Here is a 21,871-nt window from a genome sequence, read left to right as displayed (position 1 = left end):
CCAAAATTTAGAACGCCATAAGGATAGAGTTCGGGAAAATCTCTTGAGCGAAATAGGTGAAATAAAACGAAGACAATGGACTGCCGATGTAGAACCTGTCTTTGCACATATCAAATCTAACCGGAACTTCAAACGTTTTACGCACATCGGAATAGAAAAAGCGGAATTAGAGTTCGGATTACATGCTTTAGCACACAATCTAAGAAAGAAAAGTGCTTAAAAGGAGCACTTTTTTAGACTATTCTAAAAAAAGCACACCTATCCCAATTTAAAATCTTAAAACTGAATAAAAAAAGCCGCCTCAAATTTTATTTTGAGACGGCTTCTTCTTTAGATAACAGTTTGCGATTATTCATCCTCAATCTTTAAGTTGACCGTATTTAGCCGTAAAGAATTCAGTATAACCGACAGTGAACTGAAACTCATCGCCGCGGCGGCAATCATTGGACTCAGCAAAATTCCAAAGAAAGGGTAGAGGACTCCAGCTGCAACAGGTATTCCCAACGTATTATAGATGAAGGCGAAGAAAAGGTTTTCCCGGATATTTTTCAAAAGCTTTTCACTCAGGATCTTGGCTTTTGCAACACCCAGAATATCGCCTTTAAGCAAAGTTATTTCCGCACTTTCCATAGCTACGTCGGTTCCGGTTCCCATGGCGATTCCAACGTTTGCCCGCGCCAGAGCCGGCGCATCATTGATTCCGTCACCGGTCATGCCCACCACCTTTCCTTCTGCCTGGAGCTGTTTTACTTTTTCCAGTTTATCCTGGGGCAGACAGGAGGCAAAATATGTTTTAATCCCTACTTGCTGTGCCACAGCTTTGGCGGTATTTTCATTGTCGCCGGTCATCATAATTACTTCTACACCATTTTGCTGAAGATAATGGAGCGCTTTCCTGGAACTTTCTTTAACGGGATCCGAGAAACTGAGGAAACCCAGGACTTCACTACCTTTGGCGAGGAAAGAAACTGTTTTGGATTCGCCGGACTTCGTTTGCAAGAGATCGCCAAGATTTTCGGCAACATCAATATCAAACTGTTGTAAGAGAGCCTGATTTCCCAGAAGAACTTTTTCGCCCGAAATAGTGCCGGAAACACCTTTACCGGAAATATTCTCAAAATTTTCTACTTTCTCAAAAGCCTGCTTTTCTTTTTTGAATTCTTTTAGAACAGCGGCAGAAAGCGGATGCTCGGAATTTTGGTTCAGGGACGCGGCAAGCTTTAAGACCGAAGAACGGTTAGAACTGTCAACAGGAACAATTTCATACAAGGTAGGTCGACCTTCCGTCAAAGTTCCGGTTTTATCGGTGATCAGAACGTCAACCTTATGCATCAGTTCGAGCGCTTCGGCATTTTTGATGAGTATGCCGTTCTTGGCGCCTTTGGCAATTCCTACTGTTAAGGACATAGGTGTCGCCAGCCCCAGCGCACACGGACAGGCCACGATCAACACCGCCACAGCATTGACCAAAGCGTAGATCAGCGCATTGTCGCCACCGAAAATCCACCATAAAATAAATGTCAGTACTGAGATCGCGATTACAACGGGAACAAAAACCTTTGAGATTTTATCGGCGAGTTTTTGAATGGGCGCTTTGCTGCGGCTCGCATCATTCACCATTTTTATAATGTGTGCCAGGAGTGTTTCATCGCCAACTTTTTCCGCGGTCATTAAAAATGTACCGTTTCTGTTAATCGTTCCGGAAGTGACTTTATCTGAAATATTTTTCTCCACAGGTACTGGTTCACCTGTAATCATGCTTTCATCAATATTGGAGTTTCCCTCCGTGATCTTGCCGTCCACAGGAATTTTTTCGCCGGGCTTTACGCGTAAAACATCACCGACCTTTACTTCCGCCAAGGGAACTTTCTTTTCAACACCGTCGACGGTCAGATTGGCTTCGCTGGGCGAAAAGTTCATGAGTTCCTCAATAGCTTTTCCGGTTTTCTGATGTGCGCGTGCTTCCAGCATCTGTCCCATAATAACCAGCGTGAGGATAACGCAGACCGATTCGAAATACAGCGGCGTTTTTCCACCGTGTGCAATCTCGTGAGGCAAAATATCCGGCACTAAAAGCGCGGCAAGGCTAAAAAGAAAAGCTGCAGCAGAACCCAGAGCGATCAGCGAAAACATGTTCAGATTCCAGGTTTTAAAGGAAACCCAACCACGTTTCATCAGGAACCAGCCGGCATAAAAAATTACAGGCAGTGAAAGGAGTAATTCCGCAATTCCCTGTACTTTATTCGAAAAAGGAAAATCAAACCACATTCCGCCCATCGAGAGAATGAAAACAGGCAGCGTAAAAAGTAAGGCGATAAAGAATTTCCTTTTTAAGATTTTATAAGTGTCATCCTCGGCTGCAGTCTGGCCTTTTTCAGGTATTTTGACGAGGTCCATGCCACACACCGGGCAACCTACATTTGAATCGTATACTTTGTCACCCTCGCAGTACATAGGACAATAATATTTGCCGGCGTTATGGGCATGGATTGCCGGTTCAGTTTGAATTTGGTGTGCGTGCGAATGCATGTGATGAGGCGCTGCCGCGTTGGCTGCAATCAGGTTTGTGGTAATTTCTTCGAGGTGCATGTGGCAGACAGGACAGCCTACATCTGAACCGTAGGTCTTGTCGCCTTCGCAAAACATGGGGCAAAAGAATTCACCAATTTTTTCTCCAAAGTTTTCGGGGAGATTTGTTTTGGAAAATTTCTGCGGTTTATCTTTATAGTCAGCTCTTTCCTCAATCGGCACCAGGTACATATTACAGACCGGACAACGCTTGCCTTGCGTGAAATATACTTTTTCGCCCTCACACTCCATGGGGCAATAATATACTGAACTTGGTGAAATTCTTTCAGCGGGAGGTATGTTGGATTTGGACATCTTTAATTTATTTGTCACAAATTTCCAGCTTTTTAGCTAAAAGCCGTTATAAAACTACGGAAGGATGTTATATAATTCCGCACTCCGTACCGCATGCGGAAAAATTTTAAATCCGGTCAAGCGGAATTCGGTTCGGAATTTCCAGTTTTTTGAAGGCGGTGGGATTAATGCCTGTAGTGTTTTTGAACTGTGCAGAGAGATGCTGAACACTTTTATAACCTAACTTGTGCGAAATTTCTGTGAGCGTAAATTCGTTGTAGATAAGTAATTCCTTAGCCTTTTCGATTTTCTGAAGAATGAAGTACTGCTCCAGCGTAACCTTTTCATAAAAAGAAAAATTTTTGGACAGCAGACTGTAATCCTTTGCAAAATGAGCGGTTATGAATTTAGATAAAACAAAATCTTCAGCAATGTCCAGCCGGTTGATTTCGAGAATGATTGCTTTCTTAATCTGCTCTACCTGCGTTTTGGAAGCATCATCTAAAATTTGAAAACCCTGAATTTGCAGCTGTTCATCTACTAATGTTAATTGCGCGGAAGTGAGTGGCTCATCAGTTTCCACTGTTCCCAGCCCAACTGCAGAAACCGGAATATTCAAATCTTTAAAAATATTTTCGACCGCCGAGATACACCGGTCACAAACCATATTCTTAATACTGATCTTCATTTTTCATTTTTAGGCGGTCGGCAATAAACTCGATCTGGGTCTTACCGTGCTTTGTGGGTTTGCCTTCCAGATCCACACCTACAAAGATGATCTTATCAATGGTAATGATGGTGTGGCGTGTCATCATATTGCGCACCTCGCAGGTCAGCGTGATCGAAGTGTTTCCAAAAGCGGTAGCTTCGATCCCAATTTCGATGATGTCGCCCTGTTTTGCCGAACTTACAAAATTAATTTCCGAAATGTATTTTGTGACGCAACGCGGGGTTTCCAGCTGTACAATTGCATAAAGTGCTGATTCCTCATCGATCCACTGCAGCAGCCGGCCTCCGAATAAGGTTTGGTTGGGATTAAGGTCTTCGGGTTTGATCCATTTTCTGGTATGATAGTTCATGATTATTTAAGTTTTATCTGGTGAATACTAGTTTAGAGTCGGTGGAAAGGGCTTCATCGATCATGTAATTTTCAAGATTGAATGCTTTCACATCATCCAGTGTCCTGGCGTTATTAATGGCACAGAAACGGGCTACCAAACCGCGGGCGTGCTTGGTATAAACTACGATGGTTTTCATTTTACCGTCTTTGAAATCATAGAATTCAAAATCGATGACCGGCGCTTTTAATGCTTTTCTGTCCAGCACTTTAAAATATTCCTGACTAGCCAGATTCAGGATGAGATCATTCCGTTTCAGTTCACTGTTGAGCTGTTCTGTAATTCGCGGTTTCCAGAAATCGTACAGGTTTTTGTAGTCCTCAAATTTAAATTTTCTGCCCATCTCCAGCCGGTAAAGCATTATTTTATCCGATGGTTTCAGTAATCCATACAGCCCGGAAAGCATTCGGTAATTTTTCTGGAGATATTTTATGGCATCTTCCTCCAGGGTTTGCGCATCAAGCCCGCGGTAAACTTCTCCTGTAAAAGCCAGGAGCGCAGGTGCAGATTGTTTCGCGGCGGGATTTGGTTTCCACTTTTGGTTGCGGTCCCAGTTTTCGTCGGCCAATTTTTGGGAAATTTCCATCAGCTCCATCAAATATCTGGGCGATTTTTCTTTCAGCGTCTCGTGGATCAGCGCGGCTTCCTTAATAAAATGCGGTTGGGTAGTTTTTAGGAATTTGCTGGATTTCTCAATATTCATGAGCTTCGCAGGCGAGGTGATGATCTTCATATATTTCTGATTTCCCCGAGGTTTTTCCTAAGGGCTTTTCTTAAAGTTCTCTAAGTTACAAAACTCCTTTTCCCTGACGAAGTATTTCAGGTTCACCGGAGGTAAGATCCACGATGGTCGAGGCCACATTATCGCCATAACCCGAGTCTATTACGATATCGACAAGATGGTCGTATTTTTCAGCGATCAGTTCGGGATCGGTAGAATATTCTATCACTTCATCCTCATCTTTAATGGAAGTGGAGGCGATAGGATGACCGAGTTTTTCCACGATCAACTGTGGCACAACGTGATCCGGCACTCGTATTCCGACTGTTCTTTTACCTTTGTAGGCAAGCGGCAGATTTTTATTCGCCTCCAGGACAAAAGTAAACGGACCGGGAATATTGCTTTTCAGGAAACGGAAAACGGAGGTATCAATTGCTCTGGTAAAATTTGAAAGGTTACTCAGGTCATTGCAGATGATCGAAAAATGCGCTTTCTCAAGTTTTGTTTTCTTGATGAGTGCCAGCTTTTCCATGGCGCGGATATCGAAAATATTGCAGCCCAATGCATAAACCGTATCGGAAGGGTAGATGATCAAGCCGCCGTTGTTCAGGGTTTTCACAACCTCATCGATCAGGTTTTCCTGTGGATTGTCGGGATATATTTTTAGTATTTTGGCCATATACAAATTTAGCGAAAATAGCTGAATAAAACTTTTATTGCAGAAAAATTTGGACGGTAAATAAATTGTTGTATATTTGCACCACAATAACGCGGGGTAGAGCAGTAGGTAGCTCGTCGGGCTCATAACCCGGAGGTCGCACGTTCGAGTCGTGTCTCCGCTACTAAGTAAAGAGAATCATTTTAATGGTTCTCTTTTTTTGTGGTTTAAACTTTCAGTCAAATGCATAAAAGCCTAAATCGAAAAAACCTTGTCAAGGTTCCAAACCTTGACAAGGTTCATTTACACTGACGTTTCTACGATTTTATTCTCCAACCCATGCAACATATAAAGCTCAAAAAGGAGTTTGCTGTCTGACGCGATAGTCTGAGTTTGAGTCCGAATTTCCAAAGCTCTACTTTCTTGTGACATTTTAAAGCAACTTCTACTTGTTTTAAAAGCAATCAACCTGACTTTTTATTCGTTCGGTCAGCATCGTATTAATTCGTCTGTTAAATTCCCTGCTGTTGTTCACATAAATTTCCAGCTCAGAGCCGGTGAACATTCCAAGCGTGATGCCGAGAAAAATATTTTTTAAAACGCTGTCGTTCTGAAAACTTTGCTGTATGAAATCTAATTTTTTTTCAAGAGCGAGAGCGGTGAATCCCGGATTTTTCTGCAGCGCATATTTTTTGAAAAGCATGACGTATATTTCGTTCTGAAGTTTCAAAATAGGACGCAGTGTCTGGTTCTGGAAAGCTTCGGCTGCGCTGGTTGTCTCTGCGACAGGTATGCTCAGCGATGCCCGTAATTCAGTCTTATTGATCATTATTACAATTTTATTTAAATTTTTAATCAGGTCACAAATTGATTTTCTGTGTTAGTGGCCGATTTTGAAAAGCGGAATGCGTTTTCTTTTATTAAAGCCAAATGCCTTCATATATAAAAATCAGATATTGACTTTTAGTAAATCAAAAATACTGAATCCAATCTATAAGCGCGTTCTTTCTATTTGATGAGCGCACCTTTTTAACGAAAAAACCCTCCGAAATAATCGAAGGGTTACCTGTATGTATTTTTTAAAAACTTTACATACGCTCCGGAATCAGTTCTTCCTCTTCCGGTTCGTAAAGATATCTTTCCTTGCTGTCATCGAGCTCATCCATCCAATCGGTGTGGTGTTCTGCCGCCATGGTTCCGGTCACCACGCTTTGGTAGGTTTTATCGCGGTAGGTGAGGATATTGTCGTCTTTATCCTGCAACCATTCTTTAAACATCTGTGCTACTTTATCTAGGTTAAAAAGCGGATAATCGGACAGCGCGAGAAGATCCTTAATGTAATCCGTCTGAAAGTCTACATTTTCAAAACTGGTTTTTAGCTGATCATTACGCTGCAGCCATTTATCAATGTCTAACCTCCTTTCCCGCTCCGTAGGAAGTTGCAGGCGACCCACCATAAAATCCCGTGCTACCCACGCCTGCGCATCGAACATATTGAAAGTGTAATACTGATCCTGCATTCCCAGATAAATAAGTTGCGGCAGATCATTAAAGAAAATGCCTTTGTAGAGATGGTCTGGATAAAGATTGTTTTTGGTTTTCAGACGCAATTCATCCGGCAGGAAAGGGAATTTGTGCTGATAGCCGGTGCACATCACGACCGCGTCGAAATCTTCGGTGGTGCCATCCTTAAAAAATGCAGTTTCGCCCTCGAAATGGGTCACGAGCGGAAGTTCTTTTATTCCCTCCGGCCAGTCGTGTCCGATGGGATTGCTTCTGTAACTTAAAGTCACAGATTTTGCGCCATGCTTGTAACACTGAATACCGATATCTTCCGCAGAATAACTGCTGCCGATCAGCAAGAGGCGCCGGTCCCTGAACTGGTCAGCGCCGCGAAAATCATGCGCATGCATCACAGTGCCGGGAAAGTTTTCGATACCTTTGAAATAAGGCATGTTTGGCGTTGAAAAATGACCGGATGCCACTACCAGATAATCGAACTCTTCGGCATAGGTTTTATTGATCTTCAGATCATCGAGCATTACGGTAAACTTTTTTGATTCTTCGTCAAAGCTTACCCAGCGGGCAGTCGTATCGAAACGGATATAATCGCGTGCACCGCTTTTCCTGATCCTTCCTTCGATATAATCGAAAAGTACAGGTCGCGGCGGATAAGAAGAAATAGGTTTTTTAAAGTGATCATCAAAGGAATAGTCGGAAAATTCCAGGCATTCTTTCGGACCGTTGGACCACAGATATTTGTACATGCTGCCATGTATGGGTTCGCCGTATTTTCCAACGCCCGTGCGCCAGGAATAATTCCACATTCCGCCCCAGTTGCTTTGTTTTTCGAAACATACAATTTCCGGCATGCTGTGGCCCTGGTCTTTCAGGGCTTCGAAGGCACGGATCTGTGCCAGACCACTGGGGCCGGCACCAATAATGGCTACACGTTTGTTTTTCAGATTGTCTTTGTTTTTCAAATTCTCGTTGTTATTCATTAAAAAAAATTTAAGTTAATAAGAATCCCACTTCAAAAAGCGGATTCTTAAAATATATTTTTATCGTTGTAAAGTTTTCTGCGACCTGCAGAAGAAAGCGGTCTAAACCGCTGTGCTGGCTAATGAAAAGATCATCAAAATGATTTTCCAGCGTTATGCTGTTTAAGGCAATATGGCTAAAATAGGGAATTTTTCAGGGAATTGCAAATCAGCGGCCGTCCTGGCTGGCGTATTATGAAAACAATAACATTCAGAAAAGATCAAAATTACGAGCATTTTTAACCGGCTGCCTTTATTAAATTTTGTAAATTCATCAGTTAAAAGATAAAAAATGGGAGAACAAAAACTTATTATCGACTGGCCGCAAATGATTACCTACAATACGATTATGGCGCTTCTTGTCGGCGTATCACTCATAAGTCTGGCGGCAATCGGGCGGCACCTCGTTAACAGAAAAACGCCAAATCCTACAGGTTGGGCTTTAAATCTCGGTATCACGGGTGCCGTCTTATTTCTGACGGGTTTACACATGACGCTGACGTGGCCGCTTGCAAAATACTATCCGTTCGACAATATTATTTTCGGTGAAACCACACTTGCTTTCGGTACTGTAAATCTCGCGCTCGCCCTGTTTTTCTGGAAAAGATCCGCGGAGATCTCAGCTGCTGAAGACCCTCTGCTATTTGTTGCAACCTGCCTGAAACCTTTAAATATACTTCTATACGCATTCGCCCTTATGCTTACGGCGATATTTTTTGCCGGCGTGCAGTTTCAGTTTTTTGCCGCGCCCAAGGAAGAACCCATTTCGGGGAATTTTGCGGATATGCCGTGGCTGGAGGCATGGGGACTCTCACTGGTTTTTTTAGGAATTGGCATTTGCAGTGCGCTGACTGCAATATTTTTTGATAAAGCATCACGGCACGATTTTAAGACCGGGATTCTCCAGAAGTTATGTTATGCGGGACTGTTAATAACCGGATGGTTTATGCTGCTTTTTGGCGCGCTGAATTATTATACACATATCGGTCTTATCGTACATACCATGAAATAGCGGTTCTTTAATTTTAATTAAAAATTTCAGTGCGATCATTTCAAAAAATGGAGGATTACCAATTATGATTTGCAACTGAAAGCAATTCCTTGTTTTTTTTTTAAAGAGTATAAAATGTGTTATTACGTATCCAACAGCCTGACCAGAAAAGAAATGAAAGATACTTTCGGCGTCACTTATAACGGACCGGACTATGAAAGTTCTGATTTTGTAAACGGTTTTTCATTTCCTCAAACCCCAATTGTAATCGATGAAAACCCTGCTGAAGCGGTCTTAGGCGATTGGGGACTTTTACCGTCCTGGGCGCAGGACCGCAGTTTCCGCAAATCTACATTGAATGCACGGATCGAAACACTTACGGAAAGAAGCAGTTTCCGCGAATCGGTACATAACCGCTGTCTTGTTTTGGTCAATGGTTTTTACGAATGGAAATGGCTGGATGCACAGGGAAAAAGAAAAGAAAAATATTTCATTCGACTCGAAAACGGTGATAAGCCTTTTGCCTTAGGCGGCATATACAACATATGGCGCGACCGCAGAACGGCAGAAGTTATTACCAGTTTCTCGATCGTCACTTCAGATGCGAATGAACTCATGGCGGAAATTCACAATACGAAGGACCGCATGCCGCTCGTTTTAACCCAGCAAGCCGGGAAAGCCTGGCTCAAAGACCATTCTTTGGAGGACTTTTCTTTCCCGGACTACAGCCCAGATCTGGTTGCGATCAATTTAGACGGCCAGTCTCAGCAGCTTACGTTATTTTAGATTTTCAACTAAGGTTTTTTCGCTTCATAAGCACTCTCGTTGCCAAGGCGGTCTACAGATTTTACCGCTATGGCTGTGAGTTTTCTGCCGTTTTTCATCAACGGTAAATCCTGTGAGATGATATCTTTTTCCAGGATCTGTACTTCCCAGCTGTCGCCGTATTGCAAATAGAGCAGCCACTGAAAGACTTTTTCATTCTCAAGAGAATTCCACTTTGCCAGCACTTTGCTGCCGGATTTCTCCAATACCAGAATGGGTTTACTTACGGCTGCAGCCTTGATCCAAGGCGTTTTCGGTACAAGTGCTTTATTTTTATAAATGTTTTTCACAGCCTGCAGCATCGCAGGATTTTTTGATAAACCATCCACGCTGTAATGGATCTCACCGGCGTTTTTCTTCAGTACATCACGGGTAATTTTTATCTGTCCTGTGATTTCGGCGGGTCGGTCTGCCACACCGTTAACGCCAATGGTATTGAGGCCGGGCCACAAATGTCTTTTCTGTGTATTCTCCTCTTCCCACCATTTCAGGAGCGCTGTATAACTTTGTGGTCCGTCATTCTTCCAGTAAAGCTGTGGCGAAAAATAGTCGATCCAGCCCTGGTTCAGCCAGAGTCTGGCATCGGCGTACAGTTCGTCATATTGCGAGGAGCCCTTTATGCCGGCAGGAAAACCAGGTTTCCAGATTCCAAAAGGACTGATCCCAAACTTCACATCGCTTTTTTCATCTTTAATTTCATCGTGAATTCTTTTGATGAATTTATTCACATTGGCACGGCGCCAGTCTGCGCGTGACATTGTACCGCCGACTTTCAGGTAGTCCTTCCATGTGCGGTCATCGGGGAAATCCTTACCACCATTATATTCGCGGTACGGATAGAAATAATCATCAATATGAACCGCATCAATATCGTAACGTTTTACAATATCCTTGATGACAGCTGAAACATGATCCTGTGTCTTTTCGTCGGAGGGATCCATCCAATACATTCCGTTTCGCAGTTTAATGATCTGCTCCGGCATTTTTTTCACCATAGATTCCTGCGTGATTGGACCGCCGGTTGTGTGATGGGCGCGATAGGGATTGAGCCACACATGCAGTTCCATTCCGCGGGCGTGCGCTTCATTGATCCAAAACTCCAGCGGATCGTAATAAGGCGAAAGCGCTTTGCCGACTGCTCCGGTAAGAAAATAAGACCATGGCTCCAGACTGCTTTTGTACAGAGCATCTGCGGATGGTCTTGCCTGAAAAATAACCGCATTGAAATTGGCATCCTGCAGCATATCCAGGATTTTTATGGCTTCATCTTTCTGTTGTTGCGTGGTCAGCGTGTTTTTTGAAGGCCAGTTGATATTCGCCACAGTTGCCACCCACGCAGCACGAAATTCGCGGTCGACTTCCGGAAGATTTACCTTCAGTGTTTCTTCTTTTGTGGTTACAGGCTTTGGACTGGCCGGAACAGTAGGTGTATTTTTAAGAGCGGGTTTTTTAATGGGTTTTTTCTGCGTGGTACAGGCCGAAGCCATTAATAAAAGAAAAAGAAAGGAAGCGAGAATTCTATACGGATAAATCTTCATTATTTTATTTTAAAGGTGACCAGTGGCAAATATATAAAAAGTACGTCACGTTCACGACCTCATTAAAAATCATCTAAAAGTGCTGCTGATGGAAATTATGACGCTCAAACAGCAATTCCTAAGTGAAAAAACCTGGATGGTAAAATCCAGGTTAGTTCTTTTTGCAAAATAGTCAGTGAATAAATCCTTTCAAGGATGATCCAAAATCAGTTTTTCTTTTTTTGAAAGTCCGGATGGCCGCACTGCCACATCAGAAAAGCGTACTGGTCCGCAAAATTGGCATAGGTCACTTCTTTATCTTCAGTGAAATGTCCGTTATCATAATTAATTTTAAGCAGTACAGGTTTGCCCGATATAGAGGCATTTTGTAACGCTGCTATAAACTTACCGGGTTGCCACGGCACGACACGCGGATCATTCCAACCGCCAACACCTATCACAGCAGGATATTTCACGCCATCTTTTACGTGCATCATTCCATCCATTTCATAAAGTGCTTTGGTTTCGATGCTGTCTTTTACCGTTCCAAATTCGGGCGTATTCACCGGTCCGTTTGAACTGAATTCGGCGCGCATGGCATTTCCAAGACCTACGTTGCACACAGCGGCCGCAAACAGGTCAGGTCTCTCGGTGATCGAGCGGCTGATGAGGATTCCGCCGGCGCTTGTTCCCGTGCCACCGAGACGGTCGGCTTTGGTGTAACCGTTAGATATTAAATATTCCGCACAGGAGATAAAATCTTTCCAGGTGTTGGGTTTTGTAGTTTTGTAACCGGCTTTATACCATTCTTCACCTTTTTCACTGCCTCCGCGTACATGCGCAACCGCAATAACAACACCTTTTACAGCCAGGGAATAAAGTCTGGTCGCAAAACCGGGCGTCATACTGATGCCGTAAGCACCGTAACCTTCAATAAAACCGACATTTGAACCGTCTTTTTTTATTCCTTTTTTATAAATGATGGACAGCGGAATCATGGCACCGTCGTGACCTTTCACATTAACTTCCTCCACAACCAGGTTTTTGTATTCGTCCGGATAATTGGCAGGTTCATTGAATGGACTCTTAGTGAACTCACCGGTTTCCGCATTGTAAAGCATTTCGGTAAAAGGTTTGTTCCAGCTGGTCATTCCTATGATAAATTCATTTGAGTCCAATGCCAACCGCTGAACTACTGCTGTACCTTCATAAGGTAGTTTTACCGGTGTTAAATTCTTGGTTTTCGGATCCAATTTATACAGGAAATTGTGCAGACCGTCACTGTAGGTGAGGATCAGATAATCCTTGGAGCGGCTAAGACTTTCGAGTGTCATTTCCCTGTTCGGTGCTATCACTTCGGCGTGCGCCCAGTCCGGGTTTCTCAGGTCGGTAGCGACGAGCTGATAGTTTTTAGCGTTTTTATAGGTAATGCCGTAAACCCTGTCACCAAACATTTCGAGACCGCGAACGATCTGGTCGTTGGCGGTGGTCAGTTTTTTCCAGGGAATCGACTTGGAATTAAACTGGTCGATTGGTGCGTAATACGAAACCAATTCTCGCTGTACGGAACTTTCGCCCGCAAAAACATATTTTTTCTCATCTTTGGAAAGGAAAGAAAAAGCGTAGACCTTAGGATCAATTTTCAGATTGGGATAGCTTGCATTACTAAAAAAATCGACATCTGCATTTAATGGTGTACCCAATTTATGCAGCTTTGTTTTTGGACTTAGGCGAGCCGTGGGATCTGTGTTATCGGCAGATTTGATCCAGGTATAAAAGAAGGCAGAATCGTCGAATGTCCAGTCACCGGCGCCGGCGGTATCTTTAATAATATCGTTCAGGAACTTTTTTGATTTCACATCTAGAACCCTGAGTGTGGAGACTTCCGCGCCACCTTCGCTGTAGGAAATGAGCAGTTTGCTGCCATCGTTGCTCGGCGTAATCGATTCTACAGTAAGTGTTTCTCCGGGAATGAAAGTCAGTGGATCAAAAAGAAGCTGATCCGGTCCGTCGATGCGGTCTCTGTAATAAACCTTACTTACTTTTTCACCGGGCATTCTTTTTTGAAAGAAGTATTTACCGTTTGCCTCGGCGATTGCAAATACAACCGCAGGTTGCAGCAGCGCGAGTTTGCGCCACTCCTGAATGAGCTCATCGCGACCGGAAATCTGGCTCATAACAGAGTTGGTGAGATCAGCCTGCTGCCTGAACCAGGCAATGACTTTGGGGTCACTCATGTTTTCCAGCCATCTGTAATTGTCCTGGTAATTCGTGCCCCACAGATTTTCATCGACGGCAATTTTCGGTGTAGCCGGATATTTCCACTGGGCGCCTGCAAACGCACTGTTGAACGCTAATAAAGCGAGAATAATTCTTTTTTTCATTGTATTGTGTTTTAAAGATTGTTGAATGAGTGACGCGCTGCGGATTCGACGGCGATCAGTTCTAAAGGTTCTATATTGAATAAGACAATCCCTGGTCAATGAATTTCCGTTAAGACGATTTTTGACCATTAAAGAAAACCAGGCGATAACTAATAAATGGTATAGAACTGCCGTAATACTACAAATTGCTTACAATTACGATATATCGATCTGCGGTAAATCATTAAAAAAGACCAGGAACATAAACCAGGTATACCCTGCACCGGAAAGGAGTTGTGAAGTTATTAATTTTCATGATATTATGTTTATTTAAAATAAAGATACTGTATTTTGCGAAAACAATAATAAAATTTTATTTATTTTAACTTAAACATATCAATTTATAAATTCACCGTCAGCATTAAATAAAAAAAAGTTCCGGAACTGATCCGAAACTTTTATTTTAAAAGGATTTGCTAAAAACCCCACTGTGTATTTGGTTGATTAACCTTTTGCGCCTCTTTCGATACGTTTTCTTTCATTTTCAGAAAGGATCTTTTTACGCATTCTGATGAAGTTTGGCGTTACTTCGATCGCTTCGTCACCCTGGATATATTCCATACATTCTTCGAGTGAGAACAGGATTTTCGGAGCAATGCTGCCATCTTTATCTTTTCCGGATGCACGCATATTGTTCAGCTGTTTGGCTTCAACAATATTTACCACAAGGTCACCTGGTTTATTCTGCTCACCGATGATCATACCTTCGTAGATCTCTTCGCCCGGATCAACAAAGAATTTACCTCTGTCCTGAAGTTTCGCGATCGAATATTCGGTAGCCGGTCCCTGGCCTTTACTTACAAGAACACCGACCAAACGTCCTGGAATTGCGCCTTTGAAAGGTTTGTAGTCTACAAAACGGTGTGCCATGATCGCCTCACCTGCAGTTGCAGTCAACATTTGCGAACGCAAGCCTATCAATCCACGTGAAGGAATTTCGAATTCCAGATGCTGCATTTCACCTTTGGTCTCCATAATATGAAGATCACCTTTTCGCTGGGTTGCAAGGTCGATTACTCTGGAAGCATATTCTTCCGGCACATCAACAACCATTGATTCGTACGGTTCACATTTTACACCATCTATTTCTCTTAAGATAACCTGCGGCTGACCGATCGTCATTTCGTAACCTTCTCTACGCATGGTCTCGATCAAAACAGAAAGATGAAGAATACCACGCCCGAAAACTAAAAATGTATTCGCATCTTCCGTAGGTTCAACTCTTAAGGCAAGGTTTTTTTCCAGCTCCTTCATTAGCCTTTCTTTTAGGTGATTTGAAGTTACATATTTTCCGTCCTTCCCAAAGAAAGGGGAGTTGTTGATTGAGAATGTCATGTTCAAAGTCGGCTCATCAATTGCCGTTCTTGGCAACGGATCCGGATTTTCAAGATCTACGAATGAATCACCGATCTGGAACTTATCGAAACCAACGATAGCGCAGATATCTCCTGCTTTCACTTCCTGAACTTTCTTTTTGCCAAGGCCTTCGAAAACGTATAATTCTTTTACTTTTCCTTTTACAATTTTGCCGTCTTCCTGTGCAAGACCGATCCACTCATTTTCTTTTACAGAACCCTGAGTGATTTTTCCAATGGCGATCCGTCCGAGAAATGAGGAGAAATCCAAAGAGGTAATCTGCATTCTAAGTGGACCTTCCTTAGCCTCAGGCGCAGGAACATGCTCCAAAATGCCATCCAGTAACGGGAAAATATTTTCTGTAGGTTCCAGAGAAGTGTTGAACCAACCCTGTTTTGATGATCCGTAGAAAGTTGGGAAATCCAGTTGTTCCTCAGTCGCATCGAGGTTAAAGAACAGATCAAATACCTGATCGTGAACTTCGTCGGGACGACAGTTTGGTTTATCCACTTTATTGATGACTACAACCGGTCTTAATCCCAGCTCCAAAGCTTTTTGCAGTACAAAACGGGTTTGCGGCATCGGTCCTTCGAAAGCATCTACCAATAGTAAAACACCATCTGCCATTTTCAAAACTCTCTCCACTTCGCCACCAAAATCGGCGTGACCGGGAGTATCAATGACATTAATTTTGGTGTCCTTATAAGTAACCGAAATATTTTTAGACAAAATGGTAATTCCACGCTCGCGTTCCAGATCATTGTTGTCCATGATCAGGTCGCCGGATTCCTGATTCTCGCGGAATACACTTGTAGCGTGAATAATTTTATCAACCAAAGTCGTTTTACCGTGGTCAACGTGCGCAATAATTGCGATATTTCTAATGTTTTGCATAATCATTTTTTGACCGTGCAAAAGTAAGCTTTTTTACCGAAAAACATAATTAAGTTTTCGGTTTTAATAAAATTTTATAGCAATGTTTATAGAAAGTTAAATTGGTCGGCTCTTCCTCCATGTTACAGCGGTAAAACTGTAAAAATTATAAATAAAAAAAGCGGCTGTAGAAGCCGCCTGCGTACTATAAGGAGTACGGGATCAGTTTACTTTCAGGAATTTATAAATATCGTCTTTCAAATGCACGCGCTTTCTGCGCAGGGTAGTCAGGTGTTCGTCGGTGGTGTGATTTTGCTCGCCTTCTTCGTAATGTTGGATCAGTGCATTTACTTCCTCATAATTCACATAAAGTTTTTTAAAAAGGTCGTCCTGCACTTTAAACTCGTTGATCTTTTCTTCCAGTTCCGGGAATTCGTGGGTAAGATTGTGATTTTCCATGACGATAATTTTAGTATTATTAATACATTAAAGTTAATAAAAATTACCACGTGCCTGCATATGAAAATTATCAGGTTACTTCCGAAACTATTGCAGCAGATCCAGTTCGAGTTGGTTATTATTTTTTCTGCGCTCTTCTTTTGCATCTAATTCCCGTTTTCTGAGCATATCTGCAGGTTTTACTTCAGTTCCATCCGGACCGAACATTTTAAAATTTGCGCCGGTTTCATTGATTAATTGCCGCAAAGCTTTTGCAGGATCATTCAGCAATTCTAAATACATTTTTTTATACTGAGAATAATTCACCGCAATTTCATTTCCCACTAAAAGATTTTCGGGAACTTCCAGTTTTTTACTTTCCACATATTTTGTAATTCCCTTTAGTTCAAAAGAATGCGTTTTAGTTGCATCCTCAATTTTCACAATCAGTCCTGGCAAACCGCTGAATTTATAAGGTCCATCCTGAATTGGTATTTCTGTCGTAAACCAAGCGCTCCATTTTCTTCCGTACATTTCTGTTTCGGCTTTTTGTGCATCAAATTCTCCAATTTTTGCTTTTTCTGAATTAATTTTCCAGATGATTTTTCGGTCATCTAAAACTTTGTATTCGTCATTTCCCATTCCGATGTGAAGAAAAGTTTTGAACTCCGGATAATTTTTGGAAATGGTATAAGTAATTTTCCCTTTGTAAGTAGGTTTAAAGTTAAGAATTTCGGAATCAGAATTTTGCTGTTTTTTAATTTCGATCATCAACAAAGAATCAGATCTGTATTTTTGATAGCTGTAAAATTTTGAACCCGATTGAGTAACATCCAAAACAAGCATTTCCTTTTGCAGATCGGCTTTATTTGTAGAATCTAAAGTGTAAGAATATTCATAAATAAACCTTTTATCTTGAGCGTTGAAAATTGCAAAAGCGAATAGAAAAAGGAAAAGACTTTTTTTCATCATTAATTTTTTGTGAAGATAAAAAAAATGCCAATCCGAAACCACGAATTGGCATTATTAAAGAGTTATAATTTAAAATTATTTTTTAAGTTTTATGTAAATTTCACCGTTTTTCTTTCCTTCAAAACCTTTCTTAAAAATGTTCATCGATTCTATTTTATTCGGATCTAATTTCTGCATTTCTTCATTCGTAGCAGATTTTCCATCAATAAAAATACGGGTATTTTCATTTTTATTTAGAGCAGAATTTTTAGAATCATTCAAAGAAATTTGAGAATCATTCATTGCAGTTTTTGAATCTCTGAGTGCAACTTGAGCATCTTTCATGGCTTGTTCAGCATCTTTAATACTTTGTTGAATTTCTGTGGAATTAATCTGTTTTACAGCTTCTTCAGCTTTTTTCTCCGCGTCTGCAATTTGCTTTTTAAATTTTGGAGAATTTATTAATTTTTCAGCTTTTCTTGCTTGCTTTTCAGCATCGGCAATCTGTTTTTTGAACTTTGCAGAATTCACCAGCTTTTCCGCCACTTTACCTTGTTCTTCTGCCTCTTTAATTCTATTTTTAAAATCAGCAGAATTATAATACGCATCGAGTTTTGCATAGAGTTGATCCATTTCTCCATATTTTTCATTCAGCAGTTTTTCTACATTTTTAAAGTCTTCTTTGCCGTAAATGGCATCCATTTTTGCACTGAGATCATTAATTTCTGAGTTTAAATTTTTAAACATTGGATTGTCAAAATCTTTTTTATCAGATAATTTTCGAAGTTCGTCACTTTTCAAACGTAAATCTTCCCCAATTTTTCTGGCTTCTTCATTTTTTGCGTTAAAGCTTTCCTGTAAAGGTTGAATTTCATTCTGTTTTTCTCCAATTTTAGCTTGAACAGATTCCAAGGAAGTCTCATTCAATGCATTTTGGTCTTTAATGTTGGGAGAAATAGTATCAGATTTTAAAGTGGAAATTAAATATTCAACTTCCAGATTGGTGTTTCTAATTTCTTTGTTTTTTGCGTTCACCAAATACATAAATGCAAGAATAAAAAGTAAAGGCAACGCTAAGATTCTGCGCGCATAACTGAATTTTGTTTTCGATTTTTTAAGCATTGTTAATCTTTTTTTTAGGTTAGAACTGAGAAAAGGACTCGTTGCAGGTAACTGTTTTCCGGAAAAGTGACTTGCCAAAAGCATCTGCGCAAATGCCTTCGTGTCCGAGTTTTTTAAGGCTTTATGATCAGCCAGATATTCGTGAATTAAATTAATTTCTTTTTTGATGAGATAGAAAAATGGATTGAACCAAAAGAGAGAAGTGGTGATTTCTAAAAATATTTTGTCCCAGGAATGTTTCTGTTCGATGTGAACCATTTCGTGTTTCAAGATCTGACGTCCAAGATCGGATTGAATTAAGATAGAATTTTTCCAGAATAAATTTTTGAAAAAGGAAAAAGGAGCATTTTCTAAATTGGTTTGATAAAAACTGATTCCCTCGAAATTTTCCTTTTGAAATTTCTTTTTTAAGAACTGAATTCTAAATAATCCAAAAATTAATTTTGTTATAAAAAAGACAGCAACCAATCCAAAACCGAATGCAATAACTGAAAGATAAGTGAAATCATTACTTGAAGTAGTTGTAGCGTTAAAATATTGTAAGTTATTAATTAATAAATACATATTGCTGTTTACTTCAAGGGTAAAATAACTTACTTTCAGTAAAGGCAAAACCAAACTGATCAACGATGCGGCGAGTAAATAAAACCGGTTATAATGATGAAAAGTCTTGTCTTTTAAAAACAATTGATAGTAGAGAAACATTACACCTGAAGTCAAAATAACTTTGCCGAAATAGATTAAAATTTCCATCAGTCTTTATTTTTTAGTTCATTTAAAAGCATTTCCAGATCATCAACACTCATTTCATTTTTTTCTACCAAAAAAGAAACTGCATTGGTGTAAGAACCTTCGAAGTAATTTTTCACTAGACTTTTCATCGATTTTCCGCTGTATTTTTCTTTAGAGATTAAAGGAAAATATTGATGTTGTCTTCCGAAAACTTCATAATCCACAAATTCTTTGTCTTTTAAAACTTTCAAAATAGTGGAAACGGTGTTTGTATGTGGTTTTGGTTCCGGAAACTGTTCTAAAATATCTTTCAGGAAAGCTTTTTTCAAGTCCCAAAGATATTGCATCACTTGTTCTTCAGCTTTTGTTAATTGAGAAATATGCATATCACTATTTGTTTAGTGATACAAATGTAGAAATAAAAATCACATTTACAACTATTTATATAGTGATAAAATGAGCTTATTCGTAACGTTCTGATTATTAAACATTTTAATTTTATAAGTTGATCATGGAAACCGACTTTTTTTGGAAAACCAATCATTTTTCCGCACAGTTTTAGAAAGGAACCATTCTTGCTTCACTTTGCACAATTATTAAAAAATATTTTTATGGACACTAAAAGAATATCTTCTACACTCGAGGAAGCACTTGGCCAACAAATGAATGTTGAACTGTTTCAGTCGCACATCTATTTGTCTTACGGTATTTGGGCGACCGACAAAGGCTACGGCGGCATCGGCAACTTCCTGATGCGCCACTCACAGGAAGAACGCGAACATGCCTTGAAATTTATGCAGTACGTACTGAACCGTGGCGGTAAGCCAAAAGTTACAGCCATCAGCGAACCTGGCGAAGGACCTTCCAGTTTAAGCGACTGTTTCAACAAAGTTTTTCAGCACGAAGTAAGTAATACAGAAAAAATTTACAACCTGGTAGATATGGCGATGGGCGAAAAAGACTGGGCAACCTGGAATTTCCTGCAGTGGTTTGTAAAAGAACAGATCGAAGAAGAAACCCTGGCAATGGATCTGATCGACAAGCTGAAAATTGCCGGCGGCGACCAGGCTACGGATGAATCGCTCTTCAACCTGGACAAAGATCTGGGCGAGGCCGAAGATGATGCCGAACTGGCAAGAAACGCAACATCAGAAAATCCGTAAAACCGGTAAAGATCAACAGTCATTTTAAAATCTGTGCTTTGTAGTGCAGATTTTTTTTGTGAAAAAACCTCAGTCAAAATCTTTATCTTTGCCAACGCTAATTTTGGTGGAAAACCGCCAAAATAAGATCCTGAAGTATAAATTTTGAATTTACAATATGAAATGTGGAATTGTAGGTTTGCCAAATGTTGGTAAATCAACCCTGTTTAACTGTTTAAGCAACGCCAAGGCGCAGTCGGCAAACTATCCTTTCTGTACGATAGAACCCAATCTGGGAACCGTTTCTGTGCCGGATGAAAGACTTTTCGAGCTCGAAAAACTGGTAAAACCCGAAAGAGTTCTGCCTGCGGTTGTAGAGATTGTAGATATTGCCGGTCTGGTGAAAGGCGCAAGCAAAGGCGAAGGTTTAGGGAATAAATTCCTGGCAAATATCCGCGAGTGCGAAGCGATTATTCATGTGCTGAGATGTTTCGAAGACGGAAATATTGTTCACGTTGAAGGAACAGTTGATCCCATCCGGGATAAGGAAATCATTGATATTGAACTGCAGCTGAAGGATATTGAGACTTTGGCGAAAGCGGTTGAGAAAGCAAAAAAGTTCATTAAATCCGGAAAAAAGGATGATGTGATGTCTTACGAAACGCTTCTCAACCTACAGAACTTTGTTGAAGAAGGGAACAATGCGCGCGAATTTCCGATGGATGATTTTTCAGCGCCCATTATTTCCGAAGTTCAGCTTTTGACCAATAAGCCGATTTTATACGTGTGCAACGTTGACGAAAATTCCATTAAAAACGGAAACGAATGGATTGGAAAAATTGAGGAAATGGCAGCGAAGGAAAATGCAGAAGTCGTGGTTTTAGCAGCCCAGATCGAAGCCGATATCAATGAACTTGATACCTTCGAAGAACGCGAAATGTTTCTGGATGAACTGGGATTAACCGAACCAGGCGTAAACCGACTGATTAGAAAAGCTTACGATTTATTACATTTACAGACCTATTTTACAGCCGGTGTAAAAGAAGTCCGCGCGTGGACCATAGGCAAAGGCTGGACTGCGCCACAGGCAGCAGGCGTGATTCACACCGATTTCGAAAAAGGATTTATACGCGCCGAAGTCATCAAATATGAGGATTTCGTAAAGTACGGTTCGGAAGCAAAAGTAAAAGAAGCCGGAAAACTTTCGGTAGAAGGCAAAGAATATATAGTGCAGGACGGTGATATGATGAATTTCAGATTTAACGTATAGCAAGATTGAAGCCGTCTCAAAATAAAATTTGAGGCGGCTTTTTTTATTCAGTTTTAAGATTTTAAATTGGGATAGGTGTGCTTTTTTTAGAATAGTCTAAAAAAGTGCTCCTTTTAAGCACTTTTCTTTCTTAGATTGTGTGCTAAAGCATGTAATCCGAACTCTAATTCCGCTTTTTCTATTCCGATGTGCGTAAAACGTTTGAAGTTCCGGTTAGATTTGATATGTGCAAAGACAGGTTCTACATCGGCAGTCCGTTGTCTTCGTTTTATTTCACCTATTTCGCTCAAGAGATTTTCCCGAACTCTATCCTTATGGCGTTCTAAATTTTG

The 21,871-nt window shown here is 40.9% G+C and carries 20 protein-coding genes and 1 tRNA gene; 6 read left to right on the top strand and 15 right to left on the bottom strand.

Going from position 1 to position 21,871, the window contains the following annotated elements:
* A partial coding sequence (locus H562_RS0100965; RefSeq protein ID WP_027375802.1) for a transposase occupies positions 1 to 220 on the top strand: 220 nt, incomplete at its 5' end.
* Between the two features lie 128 nt (positions 221 to 348).
* Here the strand turns inward: H562_RS0100965 and H562_RS14420 are convergent.
* The 5 genes from H562_RS14420 to H562_RS0100940 all read right to left on the bottom strand — a co-directional run bounded on the left by H562_RS14420 (position 349) and on the right by H562_RS0100940 (position 5,380).
* On the bottom strand, positions 349 to 2,883 hold the full coding sequence (locus H562_RS14420; protein ID WP_034690347.1) for a copper-transporting P-type ATPase: 2,535 nt from the start codon (positions 2,881 to 2,883) through the stop codon (positions 349 to 351).
* A 106-nt stretch (positions 2,884 to 2,989) separates the two neighbouring features.
* Complete coding sequence (locus tag H562_RS0100955) at positions 2,990 to 3,550, bottom strand: helix-turn-helix domain-containing protein (RefSeq protein ID WP_027375801.1); 561 nt, start codon at positions 3,548 to 3,550, stop codon at positions 2,990 to 2,992.
* Complete coding sequence (locus H562_RS0100950; RefSeq protein ID WP_027375800.1) at positions 3,534 to 3,941, bottom strand: acyl-CoA thioesterase; 408 nt, start codon at positions 3,939 to 3,941, stop codon at positions 3,534 to 3,536. The genes H562_RS0100955 and H562_RS0100950 overlap by 17 nt, the downstream gene beginning before the upstream one ends.
* Before the next feature lie 13 nt (positions 3,942 to 3,954).
* Positions 3,955 to 4,713 (bottom strand): peroxide stress protein YaaA, encoded by a 759-nt coding sequence (gene yaaA / locus H562_RS0100945; protein WP_027375799.1) that lies wholly within the window; start codon positions 4,711 to 4,713, stop codon positions 3,955 to 3,957.
* A 55-nt stretch (positions 4,714 to 4,768) separates the two neighbouring features.
* Positions 4,769 to 5,380 (bottom strand): L-threonylcarbamoyladenylate synthase, encoded by a 612-nt coding sequence (locus H562_RS0100940; RefSeq protein ID WP_027375798.1) that lies wholly within the window; start codon positions 5,378 to 5,380, stop codon positions 4,769 to 4,771.
* Positions 5,381 to 5,470: 90 nt separating this feature from the next.
* Here H562_RS0100940 and H562_RS0100935 point away from each other — a divergent pair.
* A tRNA-Met gene (locus H562_RS0100935) sits at positions 5,471 to 5,543 on the top strand.
* Positions 5,544 to 5,813: 270 nt separating this feature from the next.
* Here H562_RS0100935 and H562_RS0100930 read toward each other — a convergent pair.
* Together H562_RS0100930 and H562_RS0100925 are read right to left on the bottom strand one after the other, a co-directional pair.
* Positions 5,814 to 6,188, bottom strand: a complete 375-nt coding sequence (locus H562_RS0100930; RefSeq protein ID WP_034690345.1) for a hypothetical protein — start codon at positions 6,186 to 6,188, stop codon at positions 5,814 to 5,816.
* Positions 6,189 to 6,447: 259 nt separating this feature from the next.
* Complete coding sequence (locus H562_RS0100925; RefSeq protein ID WP_027375796.1) at positions 6,448 to 7,824, bottom strand: flavin-containing monooxygenase; 1,377 nt, start codon at positions 7,822 to 7,824, stop codon at positions 6,448 to 6,450.
* Between the two features lie 367 nt (positions 7,825 to 8,191).
* Between H562_RS0100925 and H562_RS0100920 the strand changes: the two genes are divergently transcribed.
* Both H562_RS0100920 and H562_RS0100915 read left to right on the top strand, forming a co-directional pair.
* Positions 8,192 to 8,911 (top strand): DUF981 family protein, encoded by a 720-nt coding sequence (locus H562_RS0100920; RefSeq protein WP_027375795.1) that lies wholly within the window; start codon positions 8,192 to 8,194, stop codon positions 8,909 to 8,911.
* A gap of 114 nt (positions 8,912 to 9,025) precedes the next feature.
* The gene (locus H562_RS0100915) at positions 9,026 to 9,676 is read left to right on the top strand and encodes an SOS response-associated peptidase (RefSeq protein WP_027375794.1); all 651 of its coding nucleotides are present in this window, start codon (positions 9,026 to 9,028) and stop codon (positions 9,674 to 9,676) included.
* 8 nt (positions 9,677 to 9,684) lie between these two features.
* On the opposite strand, the gene H562_RS0100910 is transcribed toward H562_RS0100915, so the two are convergent.
* From H562_RS0100910 to H562_RS0100880, 7 genes are all read right to left on the bottom strand, one after another.
* Entirely contained in the window at positions 9,685 to 11,253 is a 1,569-nt protein-coding gene (locus H562_RS0100910; protein ID WP_027375793.1) for a glycoside hydrolase family 10 protein, read from the bottom strand.
* 206 nt (positions 11,254 to 11,459) lie between these two features.
* Entirely contained in the window at positions 11,460 to 13,616 is a 2,157-nt protein-coding gene (locus tag H562_RS0100905) for a prolyl oligopeptidase family serine peptidase (RefSeq protein WP_027375792.1), read from the bottom strand.
* Between the two features lie 483 nt (positions 13,617 to 14,099).
* The gene (gene typA / locus H562_RS0100900) at positions 14,100 to 15,905 is read right to left on the bottom strand and encodes a translational GTPase TypA (RefSeq protein ID WP_027375791.1); all 1,806 of its coding nucleotides are present in this window, start codon (positions 15,903 to 15,905) and stop codon (positions 14,100 to 14,102) included.
* A 201-nt stretch (positions 15,906 to 16,106) separates the two neighbouring features.
* Positions 16,107 to 16,343 (bottom strand): DUF465 domain-containing protein, encoded by a 237-nt coding sequence (locus tag H562_RS0100895; protein ID WP_027375790.1) that lies wholly within the window; start codon positions 16,341 to 16,343, stop codon positions 16,107 to 16,109.
* Positions 16,344 to 16,430: 87 nt separating this feature from the next.
* On the bottom strand, positions 16,431 to 17,294 hold the full coding sequence (locus tag H562_RS0100890) for a GLPGLI family protein (RefSeq protein ID WP_051190353.1): 864 nt from the start codon (positions 17,292 to 17,294) through the stop codon (positions 16,431 to 16,433).
* A 75-nt stretch (positions 17,295 to 17,369) separates the two neighbouring features.
* The gene (locus H562_RS14415; RefSeq protein ID WP_233701958.1) at positions 17,370 to 18,959 is read right to left on the bottom strand and encodes a M56 family metallopeptidase; all 1,590 of its coding nucleotides are present in this window, start codon (positions 18,957 to 18,959) and stop codon (positions 17,370 to 17,372) included.
* A 188-nt stretch (positions 18,960 to 19,147) separates the two neighbouring features.
* Entirely contained in the window at positions 19,148 to 19,513 is a 366-nt protein-coding gene (locus H562_RS0100880; protein WP_027375788.1) for a BlaI/MecI/CopY family transcriptional regulator, read from the bottom strand.
* A 225-nt stretch (positions 19,514 to 19,738) separates the two neighbouring features.
* Between H562_RS0100880 and H562_RS0100875 the strand changes: the two genes are divergently transcribed.
* Positions 19,739 to 20,290 carry a ferritin gene (locus tag H562_RS0100875; RefSeq protein WP_027375787.1) on the top strand — a complete coding sequence of 184 codons (552 nt, stop codon included), beginning with the start codon at positions 19,739 to 19,741 and terminating at the stop codon, positions 20,288 to 20,290.
* Between the two features lie 157 nt (positions 20,291 to 20,447).
* Positions 20,448 to 21,539: a redox-regulated ATPase YchF gene (ychF, locus tag H562_RS0100870; protein ID WP_027375786.1), complete on the top strand. Its 1,092-nt coding sequence runs from the start codon at positions 20,448 to 20,450 to the stop codon at positions 21,537 to 21,539.
* A gap of 113 nt (positions 21,540 to 21,652) precedes the next feature.
* Here ychF and H562_RS14410 read toward each other — a convergent pair.
* On the bottom strand, positions 21,653 to 21,871 hold a 219-nt coding region (locus H562_RS14410; protein WP_027376205.1), incomplete at its 5' end, for a transposase.

Source organism: Kaistella palustris DSM 21579 (assembly GCF_000422265.1).
In the GTDB taxonomy this organism is placed as follows: Bacteria; Bacteroidota; Bacteroidia; order Flavobacteriales; family Weeksellaceae; genus Kaistella; species Kaistella palustris.
Note: the sequence above shows the minus strand (reverse complement) of the source record. Positions and strands in the feature narration are given on the sequence as shown.